This window comes from Rhodococcus sp. 14-1411-2a (assembly GCF_002259485.1).
In the GTDB taxonomy this organism is placed as follows: Bacteria; Actinomycetota; Actinomycetes; order Mycobacteriales; family Mycobacteriaceae; genus Rhodococcoides.
In genome coordinates this window covers 17180-31656 of record NZ_NPGA01000018.1, presented here as the reverse complement: position 1 = coordinate 31656, position 14477 = coordinate 17180, and the positions used below count along the sequence as shown (strand labels likewise).

Sequence of the window (14477 nt, the reverse complement as noted above, 5' to 3'; positions counted from 1 at the left end):
TCCTCGTTCGACGCTGCGTGCGTACCTCACACCAGCGTTGTTTCGTTTCGCTAGCCGGAACGGTTCCGAGCGGTATGGACTCGCACCGGCGGTAGGCCGAGCCTAGCAGTCGGCAGGTTGCACGTCTCGATCATTGACTCTTTCTTTCCGGTCCTTCTACAGTCCAGTCATGGACGGTTCACCATCGTTTCGCTCAACGGAACGCACACATGCGGTCGACGCCTTGGCCACCGCGATGGTCGAACTACGGAAGTCACCCCTCCCGGCGCCGCTCGGCGACCGAGCGCGGTTGATTCTGTTGGACCTGCTGGGCGTCACCCTTGCCGGTGCCCGCACCGCCGAGATGGTCGAACTACGGAAGAAGTGGGACGCGGAACCAGGATCGACGTACCCGATAGGCGGAAGCACCGGCACCACCATCGAGACTGCGGCCGAGCTCGACGCCATCGCATCGTGCTGTCTCGAACTCGACGAGGGCAACAAGTACGCCGCCGGACATCCTGCTGCGCATGTGCTTCCTGCAGCGATCGCCGCGGCCAGGCTGGCATCGACGCCGACCTCGGGCCGGGCCTTCTTGACCGCCGTCGTAGCGGGCTACGAGGTTGCCGCTCGATTCGGCTGGGCATTGACCCGGCACAGTGCGTGGCACACCCATGGGCACTGGGGTGCCACGGGCGCGGCCACAGCAGCCGCGTCGATTCGTGGTGCCGATGCGAACGGGGTTGCCGCGGCGATCGACTCGTCGTCTGCGTTGATTCAGGTAGCGCCCTGGGCGGTGGTTCTCGACGGCAATTTCTCGCGAAACTTGTGGATCGGCGGTGCCGCACGGGCGGGCGTGACCGCGGCCAGGCTCGCCCGATCCGGGGTCGTCCACAACTCGGGGGCCATCGAGCACACCCTGGGCGCTCTGGTCGGGACCTTGGACACGTCCCGACTGACCGAACATCTCGGCGAACGATGGCTCACGCTGGAGGGCTACACGAAACAGCACGCCAGCTGCTCGTACACACACGCCGCCGTGGACGCTGTACAGAGCCTGCGCGTCGGTGCCGAATGGTCCGCTTCCGACATCGAACATGTTCGCGTGCGAACACATTCGTTGGCGGAACCTCTGTTCCGCCGACATCCGTCGAACAGGTTGGGCGCGATGTTCTCGCTGCCGTTCGTGGTGGCCGCCGCGTTCGTGTCCGACGCGATAGACGTCGACTCTCTGGACCCCCGAGGTTCGGGCTTCTCGACGGCCGAATCGTTCAGCGCCCGAGTCGACGTCGCATCGTCGAGCGAGCTCGACGCGCTGCTACCCGAGCGCCGAGCCGCCGAAGTGACGATCGAATTTCGGAACGGCACCACACTTTCGGCGACTGCCCCGAATCCGCTGGGCGACATCGACCATTTTCCGATGGATTACAGCGCGGTGCGCGCCAAGATCGCCCGATTGGTCGGCGAATCCGATACCGCGGTCATCGAGGACATCGTCGACTCCCTCGGCGATACGGAGGACGTTGCGGCGCTGTTGCGCGCACTACCGATTCGCTAGCGTCGACCGATACGCAGCTCGTCGACGAACTCGTCTGCAGCACAGGACAATCTCTGTCGTAGCAAATCCGGCACGGTGACCGTCACCTGAACCAGGTACTGGTCGACGATGTGGTGGACGACGACGTACCGGGTCCGGGCGAAGAGCAACCGACCGGCGCAGTCGTAGCGACCCGCGATCGAGACGGACGGTAGACCGCAGAACGAACCTCGGTCGTGACTGATCTCGACCCAGCCGGGCAGTGCCCGCGCGTCTCCGAAGCCGCACTCCAGTAGGGCATCCGGGTCGACCGACCGTGCGAGCTTCCCGACCAGAACCACCGCATTCGGTACGAATCCGTCGACTGCGTTCGCCGGCGAGCAAAGCACCGCGGTGGCGTGTGGAAAGTGAAGCTCTGAAACAGCCTCCCAGTCCGGTAGCACCGGGAGCTCGAGCCCGAACCTGTCGCATTCGTCGCGATGCACCGGTGCCAGTTCGACACCCTGCTGCTGGAGATAGGTGTATACCGTCCTTTGTCGAACCGTCACTGGACAGTGTTCCTTCCACCGACAGTGGATGCGGCACGGTCGGCGCGGATACGCTCGCGCAGCCTGGGTGGGCGCAGCAACTCCCGCGCATCGTCGTGGCCCAGTTGCGCACGAGCCCAGGGATTGTCTCGACACCACAGAAGCAGCGCGAGCAGCGAATTCGGTTCGACCTTCTTCTCACACGCCATGATGACCAGCTCCGGTTCGTCGGTCTCGCTCGATCGGCGCGGGACTCTGATCACCGGCAGGTCACCTCGGTGCGGTACTGCTGGATTCGGATGCTCCTCCAGGCGCAGATCCGCAACGTCGCTCCAGGGCACGACCTTCACGTCGTTCGACACCTTCCACCCACGACGTCGATAGATCTGTTGGACAATACCTTCGGGGTGCAGAGAGATCCTGGTGCGGTTGACGATGACGAACCCGAGCACGAACCACACCAGGCATGCCGGCGCGCCTATCGCCGTCAGCAACTCGGCCCTCTCTTGACGAGGGTCCGGTCCGTCATCTCTGAATACGAAGTAGGACAGCCCCACCACCGACGCGAAGGCGAGTAGACCTGCCCGGACCACGAAGTCCCCGCGCCCGGGCACCGACAGACCTGCGCCGACGCCTGCAACGTCGACCCGCCGCACGAAACGTGACAATCGCGCAGCTCCGATGCCGGACATCGGCACCGCCATCCCCAAGGGAAGGAGCACGAAGAACGCGAGCCACAACAGTGCCAGGAGGCCGCCTACGCCCGTCCTGGCAACCACAGGGACAGCGGCAACCAGCAGTCCCACCACTGCCGTACAGATGCCGAAAACTGCTGCGAGCCAGCCGAGGTGGACACTGCGCCACCTCCGCACCCACACAGGTCCCGGATTCGCTGTCGCAGGCGTGTAAGCGCCTGTGTCCTCACGATCGGTCATCGCAGTGTCCATTCGAAGACCTTCGATACGCCGTGGCTGACGGAGCCCCCGACCAGGGCACCCAACGCGACGCCTGCGGCAGCACCGACAACCGTGCCCGGCCCGGGAAACACCGAACCCGCGGCACCACCGACTCCCACCAGGGCACCGGTCACGTAGCTCGCAGCTGCGAGGCCGGCGGCGGTACTCGCCGTATTGACCGCAATCGCCTCAGCGGGGCTCACCCCCTCATCGATATCGTGGCCAATCGAGGGCACCGTTCCCGCCACCGCGCCGAACGCCCCCAACCCCCGACCGATGTTCTTGGCAACATCGTCGACGGAACCGACACCCGGAAGTTCGAGAGTCCTCCTCGTCACGTCGGTCATACCACCGATGACGGTGGCTGCAACGGTCGTCGGCCAATCCGGCATCCACGAGAAGGATCCGTCCGGGTTCTCGACGAGCTGCCCGGTCGGGTTGGTGAGCGCAATCTCGGTCAGCAGCTTCGTGGGCTCGGCCAACTGCTGCGCAGCGTCGAGTGCGGCCCTGTCGGCCTGTCTCAGAGCTCCCTGAATATCCTCGGTCAACTGCGCTGCAGCAGAGCGTAGTTCGTCGGCCTTCCGTATCTTTTCTTCACCCAGGACGTCCGGTATCAATGCGATCATCCCGTCGGGATCCACTACACCGTCGGCCCGAACGGCGAACCCGCTCGCCGTCGCCGCCGAGACCTGCGCCTGCAGGTGGGCCTTCGCAGCATCGACCATTCCTGCTGCGGTCTCGAATGATCTACCGAGTGAATCGATTTCACTGCACACCGAGCTCATCCGAGAACATTCGCTCACCACACGCTCGGCTGCGGCATCGGCTGCTTCACCGGTCCACGTCTCGGCCAGTACGTCCTGCTCCTCCAGCACTCCGGAGCGCTGGCCGTTGACGCGCTCGACGATCTCCGACAACTCGATCATCGTCTTGCGCATCGACTCCGGCTCCCAACCCGCGACGTGCGGGACCGTCGGGGTCATTTCGGCTGGTCCATCGCTGCGAGGCGGCGGGCGAGTTCGTCGTCGGCGATCTCGTAGTTCTGCGCGACGCCGCGGGCGATGTCCGCGACGCATTCGGCCCGCCCGGCCAGAGCTGCAACAGCTCCGGCCGCCGCAGCTGCCGCCGCCGCACATGCTGCGTGAAAGTCACTACCCTGCAACGCATTCTCCGACGCACGGAACGGAGCAAGAGCATCCACCTCACGGATCACCCCGCCAGTTGCCGACAACACATTCGAGAACTGCCGCAGGATCGCTGGATCCACATTCACTGTCATGACGCTCCCCCGAGTTGCACCGTGGCGACGCCCGGTGAATCGGCGTCATCGGGTTTGACGCGAGTGTGCCCCGATCGGTTCCCTCCGGCCGCTTCGAGAAACGTTCATGGGCATCACGGTGATGAGCACCGCCCCGTCATCGCCCAGTCACCGCCCATTGGACCTACCGCGGCAGGACTGCCCGCGTCGCGCTGAGTAGCGCGGACTCGGCTCAGTGCTGTGGGTCGTAGCCCGGAACTTGCGCCAGAGTCTCGAACGTTCGCGCTCGGCCCCATTCGACGTGTGCGAACGCAACAGCGGCAGCCAATTCCGTGTCCCCCTTGGCGATGGCGTCGACGAGGGAGACATGCTCCCCGTGGCGCAGCGACGGGTCCCGTTCGAGATTGGCCATGTTGAGTCGATTGCTGCGCTCCCGCAACGGTTCCATGATGACCGGGAACAGCCGGTTGGCGGACAATGCCTCGATCCCCGAGTGCACCCCCGAGCTCGCGTGATGGAATTCGAGCAGATCACCCCGGTCGAGCGCTGCACCTGCACGGGACACGGCGTCGACCAACGACGACGAGTCCGCGCCCGCCGCCACAGCGGACGCTGCCCGGCGAGCAACGAGCGGCTCGAGCGCGGACCTGATGTCGTACAACTCGTCGACGGAACTTCTGGTCACTCCTGTCACCACGGCAGGGCGTCGCGGCGACAGCGTCACCAACCCTGCTGCTTCGAGCAATGGAAGCGCCTCGCGAATCGGGACCCTCGACACTTGCAACTCGGTTCCCAGATTGCGCTCGCTCAGCGTTTCACCAGGCCGGAGGCGGCCGTCGAGGATGCGTGTTCTGATCGCGTCGAACACCGATCGCGACAGCGATTCGCGACCTTCCGTGGATGCCATGATGCTTGTATACCAGCGAACTGTAGGTATACCGCGCATCCGCCAGCGTCATCGGCAAGCTTTGTCCAACGAAGACCTAGACAGCAAGAGCCAGGTGAGAGGACCTGGAAACACAAGCGTTACCGCCGAGAAACCATTCGCGGTCCAATGCTCCGTAAATTCTCCGTTGTTGGTATACCACTTAGTGAGAGGCACTGGGATGAGCGTCCCGACCAGGAACGAGAAGCCGTCACCGATCGACCCACCGCCCGAGGCCGGCAGCCTCAGTGAACAGATCGAGGCGTCGTACTCGAAGATCGGCCTCACCACAGCGCACTTCGGCATCGTCGCCATGGTCCTGTTCGGTGTGTTCTTCGATGCCATCGAACAGAATGCCGTCGGCATCACCGGACCGCTCCTGCGTGAATCCTGGGGCCTCGGCGGAACCGAGATCGGACTGCTGAACACCGCGACGTTCACCGCCGTCGCCCTCGGGCGCATCCTGGCCGGAGCGGTGATGGACCGTTTCGGTCGTCGAACCCTCCTCGGCGCAAACCTTCTCGTCTTCGCGTTCGGCTCGCTACTGTGCGCATTCGCACCCAACTACGAGGTGCTGGTGGGCGCTCGATTCCTGGTCGGGCTCGGACTCGGCGGTGAGATCGCCGTCGCGGTGATCATGCTCTCCGAGTTCTTCTCCGCCAAGCATCGCGGTACCGCGGTCGGCATGATCAACGTCGCAGCCGCAGGTCTGGGCAACATGCTCGCCCCACTGTTCGGGGTCATCGTCTTCGCCATCTTCACCGGTGACGACCGCTGGCGTTGGCTGTTCGGTCTGCTGGTACTGCCCGCACTCGCGGTCGTGTTCTATCGCCGCTCGCTTCCGGAAACACCTCGCTTCCTCGCAGCGACGGGCCGGGTGGCCGAGGCCAACACCGTCATCAACCGCCTGGCGCAGGGCAAGCTTCGCGGCACCCTCGACTCCGAGGTTCAGTACTTGAACGTCGACACCACGGTCGATGATCACGCCGCACCGCGCGCACGGTGGACGGAGATGTTCGGGCAGCGTTACCGCAGAAGCACTCTCGCCCTCGGCATTGCCGTCTGCATGTCCTACGCAGCACAGATCTCGATGCTCACGCTGATCCCCGTCATCCTGACCGAGCGGGGAATGTCGATCTCGAGTGCGCTCTGGTACACCCTCGTGATGCAGTCCGGGTCGTTGATCGGCGCGCTGACCGCCGCACTCATCGCTCGCAAACTCCCCCGCAAGGTGACGCTGACCGGTGGCGCAGTGCTCGGTATCGTCGCCGGGCTCGGATTCGGCTTCTTCGCAACGTCGATCGGCCTCGTACTGTTCTTCGGTGCCCTGTTCAACTTCTCGGTCATCATCCTCAACACGACGATCTGGCTCTTTGCACCCGAGCAGTACCCCACACGAATCCGTGGCCTCGCGACGTCGGTGATCCTGGCGTTGGGCTCCCTCTCCGGCGGACTGTTCCCTCTCATCGCCGGAGCCGTACTGGACTCGTCCGGCGTGGGTGCCATGTTCGCGATGCTGGCCGGCCTGTTCATCGTGTGCGGAATTGCCGTGCAGTTCCCGAAAGAGACCTTCGGACAACCCATGCCGGAAGATGGCTGAGCAGTGAAGATTCTCGTGATCAACCCCAACTCGAACACTGCAACGACGCAGCTGCTCGTCGACGTCGCGCGAAGTTGGCTCCACGACACAGAATTCACCGTCGTCGGGGTCACCGCGGGTAACGGACCGGCGATGATCACCGGCACCGAACAGTTGCGTGCTGCCGGACCGGATGTCGTAACCGCGGCCCTCGACGCGATCGAGCACCATGGCCCGGCAGCGGTGATCGTCGGCGCGTTCGGTGATCCCGGTGCCGCCGAACTCCGAACCCTCGTCGACATTCCGGTCGTCGGGATCGGCGAGGCAGGAATCCTGCACGCTGCACGAGGTGGTCGGCGCTTCGCGATCGCCACCACCACAGCCGATCTCGCCGCCCAACTCGATGCACTGACCCGTGCCACCGTGCCCGACGGCGATTTCGCGGGTGTGTTCCTCACCGCGTCATCGCCGTTGGTCCTGGCCGAGGACCTCGCATCGAGCGTCGTCGAACTGGGAGCAGCGGTCGATGCAGCAGTCGCCGCCGGAGCGACGGCGGTCGTCATCGGCGGCGGTCCGTTGAGCGATTCGGCCCGGCGGCTGGCACTGCGCACCGACGTGGACGTCATCGAGCCGGTTCCGAGTGCCGTTGCGATGGTCGTCGACAGAATCTCGAACGCGGTACGCAGCTGAACTATCGACGTCCGAAGGCCCTGGACACCAGCCAGCCCTCGACCATTCCCGCGAGGAAGATGCCCGCGATCGGTGCGTACTTGCGCACCGGTTCGGGCATCAGGCTCATCGCGTTCAATTCGCCGCCCATCGGGCTCGCAACAGCAGCCTTCACAGCTGCAGGCGTGGTCGATTCGGCCGTGGCCGAACCACTGAGCAGCGCACCGAGATTGACGGCGAACTGTTGCAGGACCTTGTTCGACACCGCGACGATCGCGCCCTTGCCGAACGAGACTATCTTTCCGCTGATCACCAGATCGGTATTCAGGGTCAACCGCGAACGATCACCGAGCGCCTCGACCGCCAGATCGACCTGGGCCTCGGCGTCGCCGTTGCCGTGCGAGTCCGCCCCCTTGGCTTCGAGTGTGAGCGTGCGGGTCTCCGCGTCGACCTCGAGGAACCGAATCGTGCCGGCGTACGACGCGCTGATCGGGCCCACTTTGACCTTCACACCGCCGAGGTAGGTCTCGCCGTCCTTACCGGTGATGGCCGCCCCCGGTACGCAGGTCGCGACTTTCTCGACGTCGTTGATCAGCCGGAACACGTCCTCGGCGGACGCGTCGATATCGAGTGTATTGGTCAGTATCACTTGAGAACTCCGTTCACACAGCCGGCGCAGCGTCGCTGCTCGGCGCACGAGTCGATGGCCTCGACGATGGTCTGGTACCCGGTACAGCGGCAGTAGTTCGACGCCACCACCTCGCGGATCTGTTCCTTGGTGGCATCGGGGTTGTCGGCGAGGTAGCCCTCGGCCAACATCAGGAACCCCGGTGTGCAGAATCCGCACTGCAGACCGTGGTGGTCTGCGAAGGCCTGCTGCAGATCGTTCAATTCACCGTCGATGCCGAGTGATTCGACGGTCTCGATGTCCGAGTTCTCCACCTGCGCTGCGAACGTCAGGCACGCGCGGGCCGGCTTGCCGTCGATCAGCACGGTGCAGGCTCCGCACACGCCGTGTTCGCAGCCGACATGGGTTCCAGTGAGCTGGAGATCGTGGCGCAATACGTCGACCAGAGTGCGGCGTGGTTCGGTGATCACCTCACGGACGGTGCCGTTGACGTTCAGTTCGATCAGTTGTTTGTTGCTCATGGCCTGCCCTTCGCCAGTGCTGCCTGTATTGCCACGGGGGTGATCGGTGTGTCGTTCAGTTCGACTCCGGTGGAGCGCAATCCGTCGTTGACGGCGTTGAGCACGGCGGCGGGTGCACCGATCGTTCCGCCCTCACCGGCTCCCTTGGCTCCGGATTCGGTGAACAGGCAGGGAGTTTCGAGGTGGTGGATCTCCATGTCCGGGATCTCGCAGGCAGTCGGCACCTTGTAGTCGATGAAGCTGGCACACAGTGGATTTCCGTGATCGTCGTACGACACCTGCTCGAACAACGCCCCGGCGATGCCCTGGGCGATCCCACCCCGGCACTGGCCCTCGACGATCTTGGGGTTGATGGCGACGCCGCAGTCCTCGACGCACACGTACTTGAGGATCTCCACTCGGCCGGTGCCCTCGTGCAACTCGACCACAACGCCGTGGGTGGCGTTGGAGAAGGTGCCGTCGTTGAACACGTCGAAGCTTGCCGTCGCGGACAATCCGGGTTCCACGCCCTTCGGCAGCAGCTGCGCCTTCAGATACGCGACGTCGGCGATGTCCCGGTAGGTAACGTACTTCGAGTGGTCGTCTCGCTGACGTACGCGCCCCGATGCCAACTCGACGTTGTCGTCGCGAGTCTCCAGCAGGTGCGCTGCGATCTCACAGAGCTTGTCTCCCAGCTTGTTCGACGCCAACGCCACCGCACTGCCGCCGATGGTGATGGAGCGAGAGGCGAACGAGCCGAAGCCGTAGGTGATCCGATCGGTGTCGCCCTGCACGATCTTGACCTGTTCGACGCCGATGCCGAGGCGATCGGCGACGATCTGCGCCATCGTGGTCTCGTGGCTCTGCCCGTGGCTCATCGTTCCGGTGGTCACGACGACCGTGCCGGAGGTGTCCATCCTGACCTCCGAAATGTCGAACCCGGGCACCACGTTCATCTTGCGCGCCGCGAATGCGCTGCTGCCGTAGCCGGTTCGCTCGCTGAAGCACGAGTATCCGATGCCGATGTGCCGGCCTTCGGCGGTTGCCCGGTCCTGGAGGTCGTACCAACCGCCGTCACGGAGGGTCTGCTCGCACAGGTTCAGCGCCTCGAGGTACGAGCCCGGGTCGTAGGTGATGTTGTTGACGCCCGTGTACGGGAAAGCGGTGATGACGTTGCGCCGCCTGATCTCCACCGCATCGAGGTTCAACTCACGGGCCGCTCGCTCGAACAACCGCTCCATCACCATGACGTACTGCGGGCGGGACACCCCGCGGTACGGCGCAGTCGGTGCCTTGTTGCTGAACACGGAACGGCCCCGCACCCGGTACGCCGGAACCTGGTACACCCCTGGCATTTCCGCCGAGGCCATCAGCGGCTCGATGCCGGCGGTGAACGGGTAGCAGGAGTACGCGCCCATGTCGCACACGACGTCCGCGTCGAGGCCGAGGATGTGTCCCTCGGAATCGAATGCTGCTCGCACGTCGTACTGCTGTTCGCGCGCCAGGAACGACGCCGTCAGTGCATCTTTGCGGTCCTCGATCCATTTCACGGGACGGCGGAGCTTCAACGCAGCTGCGGCGACGGCGATCTCCTCGCGTCCGACGACGCACTTCTGCCCGAAGCCGCCGCCCATGTCGGGTACGACGACGCGCACCTGGCGCTCGTCGAGCCCGATGCACTGCGCGGTGACGGTACGAACCTGGTGCGGAACCTGCGTACAGATGTAGATGATCAGCTGCTCGTCGCGATCCTCCCAGTACGCGATGCATCCACGGGTCTCGAGCGGAAGCGCGTTCTGGCGGCCGGTGCGTGATCGCACGGACACGACGGTGTGCGCGTCGTCGAAGATCTCGTCGACGCCGTCGGTGGCGAACATCTGCACGTCCACGACGATGTTCTTCGGAACCGAATCGTGAACCAAAGGCACGCCCTCGGACATGGCCTGATCTGCGGAGGTGACGGCGGTGACGGTCCGGTACGACACTCGTGCCGCCTCGAGCCCATCCTCGACGCTGTAGGCATCGGCGGCGACGACGATGGCCAGTGGCTCACCGACGTAGCGCACCACGTCGTGCGCCAGCACGGGCATGTCGGTGGGCACGAATTCGCTGAGCGGACGCGACAATTCGGCGCGGATCGGCTGCAGGTCCAGGTCCGCCGCGGCGAATACGCCGCGCACTCCTTCGACTCCGGCGACATCACCGACGTCGAGATCGGTGATCGATCCGGCCGCGACGGTGCTGCGGACGAACTGAGCGTGCAACATTCCCGGCATCGCGATGTCGTCGACGAATCTGCCTCGACCGGTGAGCAACCGCGGATCCTCGCGGCGTGCGACCGAGGTGCCGACGAATTTCGGCGTGAGAACCTGATCGACGCTCACGTGGGCACCCCCTGCGATACCAGTGCGTCGCTGCACGCTTCGGCGACCAACGTGCGCACCAGGGTGCGGCGGTACTCGGCGGTGACCATGCCCTCGTCCTCCAGTTCCAGTGCTTCGGCTGCGGCGTCCGCGCAGTCCGCGAAGGTCCCGCCTGCGGCCAGGACGGCTTCCCCAGCCGGCGATCGCACGGGAGTTGCTCCCACTCCCGCGAGGGCAACCCGCCCGCCCACCACGGCCACGCCGTCGAGATCGAGGGACACCGCTGCGCCCACGATTGCGAAATCTCCCTGTCGCTCGGCGTATTCGGTCACCGCAGCGTGCGGTGCCGGGTTCGGGAACACGATCTCGACGATCATCTCGTCGAACGCGAGATCGGTGGAGTAGTACCCGAAGAAGAACGAGTCCGCCTCGACGGTTCGCCGCCCCCGCACGCTCTCGACGACGATGCGGGCGTCGAGCAGGATGGCCAACAAGCACCATTCCGCGGTGGCGTCCGCATGGGCGATGCTGCCCCCGACGGTCCCGCGGGTACGGATCGGGTAGTGCCCCACCCACCGCATCGCCTCGCGAAGGACACCGAAGTCCGTTCCCACGTCGCCGCATTCGACGTCGTGGTGGGTGGTGAGTGCTCCGATGTGCAAGCCGTCGGATTCTCGGCGGATGTACTGCAGAGTGTTCAACCCACCCACGTCGACCAGGTGCCCGGGCCGGGAGAGGCGGAAGTTCATCATGGCGACCAGGGACTGGCCTCCGGCGATGATCTTCGCGTCCTCGCCCAGCTCGGACAGCAGCCGCACTGCACCCGAGACATCGCGCGCCCGGTGGTAGTCGAACTGTGCGGGCTTCATCAGACCCGAGCCTCGCCTGCGACTACCTCGGTGGGTTCGTCGACGAGGGTGTCGAGTTCGCGTCCCTTGGTCTCCGGTGCGAAGTACGCCATCCAGATCACCGCGAACAACACGAACGCGGTGACGATGCCGAAGGTCAACGGCAGACCGAGGATCGGCCACATGACGGAGCCGAACAACAGCGGCGCGAAGCCGGTTGCGACCCGGCTGACCGAGGACGCGTACCCGAATCCCGAGGCGCGGATGTTGGTGGGGTACAACTCCGAGACGTAGCAGTACAGGACCGGGATGGTCAGCTGAATGACGAATCCGAAGATGCCGAGCCAGATCAGCGCAGCCGACTGGATGTCGAGCATGACGGCGAACATGACCAGCGCGCTACCCGCGATCGGGCCGGACAGTCCGATGACCCACTTGCGTCCGAAGATCTCCACGATGAACGCCGACGTGAGCACACCGACGATGCCGACTCCGGTCATCAGCGTCGTACCGGCGAAGGCTGCGAATTCCCCGTAGCCCTCGGCCCGCAGGATCGACGGCATCCAGCTCAGCGCTGCGTAGTACAGCAGCATGATCGATACGAACAACATCCACGCGGCGGCGGTGATCCGGGGGCTGTACCGCCAGACCGACTTCAGCTGCGTCAGAGCTGCTTTCATACCGCCCGGTCCCTTCGGAGCAGTGTCGGCGACGATGACGTAGTCGACGGCCTCGGATCCGGTACGGGTCACCATGTCGTCGATGACGGCGCGGGCCTCGGCCTCACGACCGACCTTGGCCAGGTAGATCGGTGACTCGGGGATACCGCGTCGAACCCAGAACAGCAGCAGCGCAGGCAGAACCATGAACAGCAGCATGTAGCGCCAGCGAACGTCGCCGTCGATCGGGACGAGCAGCGTGGCGACGACACCGCAGACGGTGGCACCGATCGGCCACCAGACATCCATGGCGGAGAGAATCTTGCCGCGAATGCGACGCGGTGAGAATTCGCTGACCAACGCGTAGTCCACCGGTATGCAGCCACCGAGGCCGAACCCGGCGAGGAACCGCAGAATGATGAAGATCTCGAAGCTCGGTGCGAACGCTCCGAGGACCGAGAACAGCGCAAAGATCAACAGCGTCAACGAGAATGCACGCTTACGTCCGACTCGGTCGGCGATCGTGCCCCACACGACGGCTCCGACGGCCATGCCGATCAGGTTGCCGGTGGCGACCAGACCGCGCTCGGCTTGGGAGAGGTCCCAGTAGCTTCCGAGCAGCGGGGTCAAGAAGCCGTTCAGCGCCACGTCCCAGGCGTCGAACATGTAGCCCAGCCCACCGATGATGAAGATCTTGCCCTGCACACCCCATTTCCAGGGGAGTTCCTGTACTACCTGATCACCAGTCTTCATCGCAGCCTCCGGCGCGGTGTTGTGGTCCGAGGTCGTCATCGGACGAACGAGTAATGGAATTTCTCGTCGTCGCTGTCGTCGAGCGGGGTACCGCTCCACAGCCAGTCGTACGAGATGTCGGATTCCCCATCGAACGACGCCAGTGTCGCGTCCCGCTTCTGCTGCTCGGGTCCATCGGGTATGTGATAAAAAGTCTTGTTCTGCAGGCTCGCGTCCTGCACCATCCGCGCGTGCCTGGCCCGCCGAAACACGTAGCGCGCCAACGCCTCGTCGATCCCGCTCGGGGTGACCTTCGCGAGCTCCTCGGCCAGCACTGCCGCGTCTTCCATGGCCTGCGAGGCCCCCTGTGCCTGATACGGCAGCATGGCATGGCAGGCATCGCCCAGCAGCGCGACGCGGCCGTCGGTCCACCGCGGGTCGGGTCTGCGGTAGTAGAGCGCCTGACACAGCACGTTCTCGTCGGCTTTGGAGAGCATCGCGTGGGCGCGATCGTCCCAATCCGGGAATGTCCCCATCAGTTCCTCGGGTCCGACGAGCCGTGGTCCACCGTCGCGGACCTCGTCGGTACACGGGGCCAGCGCAACGACATTGAGGTATTCGCCGTTACGAATCATGTAGTGCACCAGGTGCCGGTCCGGTCCGTACCAGATGGTGCTCTGGTATCGGTCGACGAGCCAGCGAGTAGCCGGATCCTTGACGATGCGATCACCCGGAATGAGTGCGCGATAGGCCATTTCGCCGGAAAACACGAGCGTATCGGGTAGACCGATGAGATCGCGTACCGTCGAGCGGATTCCGTCGGCTCCGATGAGCAGATCCGATTCGTACCGACGTCCCGCTCCGGTGACCGCGACGGGCCGCATCGGGTCGGTGCGATCGACCTCGACGACCTTCGCATCGGTCTCGAACACCACGACCGGGCCGGGGCCGTCGGGGTCGAGACACTGAGCGTGGATGGCAGAGTGCAGGTCTGCGCGGTGGTAGTGCCAGTACGGGGCGTTGAACGTCTTCTTGCAGTACTCGCCGAGCGCGGTGAGCGCGATGACCTTGCCGTTCTCCCAGCGCCTGCGCACCTGATCCATCGGCTCGGTCTTGATCGCTTCGAGCTTCTCGCGCATCCCGAGGGCGATGAGGATACGGCTGGCGTTGGGAGCGGTCTGAATTCCCGCGCCCACCTCGCCCAGCTCGGCAGCGGCCTCGAGTACCGTCACCTGAATTCCTCTGTGCCGCAGCGAGAGCGCCGCGGTCAGGCCGCCGAGGCCACCGCCTGCGATCACCACTTCGATCGGTGCCATG

At 64.8% G+C, this 14477-nt stretch carries 14 protein-coding genes; 3 read left to right on the top strand and 11 right to left on the bottom strand.

Going from position 1 to position 14477, the window contains the following annotated elements; genetic code table 11:
- Positions 1-169 precede the first annotated feature (169 nt).
- Positions 170-1537 carry an MmgE/PrpD family protein gene (locus CH291_RS17550; RefSeq protein WP_094688174.1) on the top strand — a complete coding sequence of 456 codons (1368 nt, stop codon included), beginning with the start codon at positions 170-172 and terminating at the stop codon, positions 1535-1537.
- On the opposite strand, the gene CH291_RS17545 is transcribed toward CH291_RS17550, so the two are convergent.
- From CH291_RS17545 to CH291_RS17530, 5 genes are all read right to left on the bottom strand, one after another.
- Positions 1534-2064: an LpqN/LpqT family lipoprotein gene (locus CH291_RS17545; RefSeq protein ID WP_179276590.1), complete on the bottom strand. Its 531-nt coding sequence runs from the start codon at positions 2062-2064 to the stop codon at positions 1534-1536. The genes CH291_RS17550 and CH291_RS17545 overlap by 4 nt on opposite strands.
- Positions 2061-2978, bottom strand: coding sequence for a hypothetical protein (locus CH291_RS26845; RefSeq protein WP_179276589.1), 918 nt, complete (start codon positions 2976-2978; stop codon positions 2061-2063). The genes CH291_RS17545 and CH291_RS26845 overlap by 4 nt, the downstream gene beginning before the upstream one ends.
- Positions 2975-3982, bottom strand: coding sequence for a hypothetical protein (locus CH291_RS17540; protein ID WP_094688172.1), 1008 nt, complete (start codon positions 3980-3982; stop codon positions 2975-2977). Before CH291_RS17540 ends, CH291_RS26845 begins: the two co-directional genes overlap by 4 nt.
- Positions 3979-4278 carry a type VII secretion target gene (locus CH291_RS17535; RefSeq protein ID WP_082898564.1) on the bottom strand — a complete coding sequence of 100 codons (300 nt, stop codon included), beginning with the start codon at positions 4276-4278 and terminating at the stop codon, positions 3979-3981. The genes CH291_RS17540 and CH291_RS17535 overlap by 4 nt, the downstream gene beginning before the upstream one ends.
- 211 nt (positions 4279-4489) lie before the next feature.
- A complete protein-coding gene (locus CH291_RS17530; RefSeq protein WP_094639859.1) occupies positions 4490-5164 on the bottom strand; it encodes a GntR family transcriptional regulator in 675 nt (224 codons plus the stop codon).
- A 199-nt stretch (positions 5165-5363) separates the two neighbouring features.
- Between CH291_RS17530 and CH291_RS17525 the strand changes: the two genes are divergently transcribed.
- Entirely contained in the window at positions 5364-6782 is a 1419-nt protein-coding gene (locus CH291_RS17525; RefSeq protein ID WP_094639858.1) for an MFS transporter, read from the top strand.
- Positions 6783-6785: 3 nt separating this feature from the next.
- Entirely contained in the window at positions 6786-7451 is a 666-nt protein-coding gene (locus tag CH291_RS17520; RefSeq protein WP_068051156.1) for an aspartate/glutamate racemase family protein, read from the top strand.
- 1 nt (position 7452) lies between these two features.
- On the opposite strand, the gene CH291_RS17515 is transcribed toward CH291_RS17520, so the two are convergent.
- Genes CH291_RS17515 through CH291_RS17490 form a run of 6 tightly spaced genes read right to left on the bottom strand, consistent with a single transcriptional unit; the run spans position 7453 to position 14476 of the window.
- Positions 7453-8079, bottom strand: a complete 627-nt coding sequence (locus tag CH291_RS17515) for an SRPBCC family protein (RefSeq protein ID WP_068051155.1) — start codon at positions 8077-8079, stop codon at positions 7453-7455.
- On the bottom strand, positions 8076-8579 hold the full coding sequence (locus CH291_RS17510) for a (2Fe-2S)-binding protein (RefSeq protein WP_094639856.1): 504 nt from the start codon (positions 8577-8579) through the stop codon (positions 8076-8078). The genes CH291_RS17515 and CH291_RS17510 overlap by 4 nt, the downstream gene beginning before the upstream one ends.
- Positions 8576-10942 (bottom strand): xanthine dehydrogenase family protein molybdopterin-binding subunit, encoded by a 2367-nt coding sequence (locus CH291_RS17505; protein ID WP_256980885.1) that lies wholly within the window; start codon positions 10940-10942, stop codon positions 8576-8578. Before CH291_RS17505 ends, CH291_RS17510 begins: the two co-directional genes overlap by 4 nt.
- On the bottom strand, positions 10939-11790 hold the full coding sequence (locus CH291_RS17500; RefSeq protein ID WP_094639855.1) for an FAD binding domain-containing protein: 852 nt from the start codon (positions 11788-11790) through the stop codon (positions 10939-10941). The genes CH291_RS17505 and CH291_RS17500 overlap by 4 nt, the downstream gene beginning before the upstream one ends.
- Positions 11790-13220: an MFS transporter gene (locus tag CH291_RS17495; RefSeq protein ID WP_256980884.1), complete on the bottom strand. Its 1431-nt coding sequence runs from the start codon at positions 13218-13220 to the stop codon at positions 11790-11792. The genes CH291_RS17500 and CH291_RS17495 overlap by 1 nt, the downstream gene beginning before the upstream one ends.
- Positions 13217-14476 (bottom strand): FAD-dependent monooxygenase, encoded by a 1260-nt coding sequence (locus CH291_RS17490; RefSeq protein WP_094639854.1) that lies wholly within the window; start codon positions 14474-14476, stop codon positions 13217-13219. Before CH291_RS17490 ends, CH291_RS17495 begins: the two co-directional genes overlap by 4 nt.
- Position 14477: the final 1 nt, after the last annotated feature.

Excerpts from the sequence above, each read along its gene's own strand:
- CH291_RS17550 (WP_094688174.1), top strand. The coding sequence starts at position 170 with ATGGACGGTTCACCATCGTTTCGCTCAACGGAACGCACACATGCGGTC.
- CH291_RS26845 (WP_179276589.1), bottom strand. The coding sequence starts at position 2,978 with ATGACCGATCGTGAGGACACAGGCGCTTACACGCCTGCGACAGCGAAT.
- CH291_RS17540 (WP_094688172.1), bottom strand. The coding sequence starts at position 3,982 with ATGACCCCGACGGTCCCGCACGTCGCGGGTTGGGAGCCGGAGTCGATG.
- CH291_RS17535 (WP_082898564.1), bottom strand. The coding sequence starts at position 4,278 with ATGACAGTGAATGTGGATCCAGCGATCCTGCGGCAGTTCTCGAATGTG.
- CH291_RS17530 (WP_094639859.1), bottom strand. The coding sequence starts at position 5,164 with ATGGCATCCACGGAAGGTCGCGAATCGCTGTCGCGATCGGTGTTCGAC.
- CH291_RS17525 (WP_094639858.1), top strand. The coding sequence starts at position 5,364 with ATGAGCGTCCCGACCAGGAACGAGAAGCCGTCACCGATCGACCCACCG.
- CH291_RS17510 (WP_094639856.1), bottom strand. The coding sequence starts at position 8,579 with ATGAGCAACAAACAACTGATCGAACTGAACGTCAACGGCACCGTCCGT.
- CH291_RS17500 (WP_094639855.1), bottom strand. The coding sequence starts at position 11,790 with ATGAAGCCCGCACAGTTCGACTACCACCGGGCGCGCGATGTCTCGGGT.
- CH291_RS17495 (WP_256980884.1), bottom strand. The coding sequence starts at position 13,220 with ATGACGACCTCGGACCACAACACCGCGCCGGAGGCTGCGATGAAGACT.
- CH291_RS17490 (WP_094639854.1), bottom strand. The coding sequence starts at position 14,476 with ATGGCACCGATCGAAGTGGTGATCGCAGGCGGTGGCCTCGGCGGCCTG.